The sequence below is a fragment of the Pseudomonas sp. 05N434 genome, assembly GCF_056396965.1.
In genome coordinates, this window is record NZ_JBFTMK010000927.1 from 1 (window position 1) to 1,061 (window position 1,061).

General features: G+C 49.9%; 1 protein-coding gene. It reads right to left on the reverse strand.

Annotation, left to right across the window (positions count from 1 at the left end):
• Positions 1-787 (reverse strand): dermonecrotic toxin domain-containing protein (locus AC1DLB_RS30790; protein ID WP_477786376.1); only part of this gene is annotated, 787 nt, incomplete at its 3' end.
• Between the last annotated feature and the right edge of the window lie 274 nt (positions 788-1,061).

The following is a 1,061-nucleotide window of genomic DNA, read 5'->3' on the forward strand; positions in this document are numbered from 1 at the left end:
CATCCGGTGAGTATCGTGATCGATGTCTTGTTTCCATCCGGTGAGTATCGTGATCGATGTCTTGTTTCATGAGCGCCAGAACACTGGCCGCACGCAACGCATCCTGTTGGCTGGCCTGTACTTTATGTTGTAACACCGCCCTTGCCACCGGGTTGGTGAACCCCATGAATGCCTTCAGGTAAGCTTGGTATCGAGCCCCGATATCCAGTTCACGACACAGCGCTGCAAAGGCCTCGACAGACAGTTTATGTTTGATCGGCACGACGTCGAATTGCCCGGAAGCGGAAGGCTTCGTAATGAAGTCGCTCGCCCTGTCGAAATAACCCGCTCGGGTTTCTTTAACTTCGAAGTTATGCAGCGAGGCCTCAAGCAGTGACAGCGTCCGCACATCAAACCCGACGACAATGCCCTTGGGGCAGTAAAGCCGCAGGTAGGTCGCTTTGACATCCAGGGTAATGCCGTATTTATCTTTCAGCGCAGTGATTAAAAGCTGTTCTGCGAACGTTTCGACTTCCTGAATTTTGTTCAGGGTTTTATCAGTTTCGTTTTGTGATACCCAACTGTCCTCAAACGCCCTTTTCATCTCACCACGTAATTGCGCCGACGCCATGTCATACCAGGGCATGGCAGGTCCAACATTCTGTTTTAAAGCGGTGCGATTTTCTGCACGGGTGCTCAATAGCCAGTCTGGAATAGACTTGGCAATAAAAGGTATGTGCGGACTCTGAGTCATAGACTCAGGAAGTGAACGCTGCGTAGATTCAGCAGCCGTTAGAGCATCAAACATAATGACGAGTCATCCATGACTTATTAGAGGTATGAGACTACCCGAATTTCTTTATTCGATTTTCCTCCCTCTATTTCAAGGTATTAACCAAAAAACCCATAATCCCCGTTACCCGGTCTCCCCGGTCGACACGCGACAAAACTGAACGCCCTCCGGGCCTGAGCCTATCCTGCTAATCGACACATTCTCTCGATGAATCGGGGGGGGTTATGAAAAAAAAGCCTGAATGACGCTATTTGCGTGTTATCTGCCGCTTTCTCCCTTGCTCTGTGAG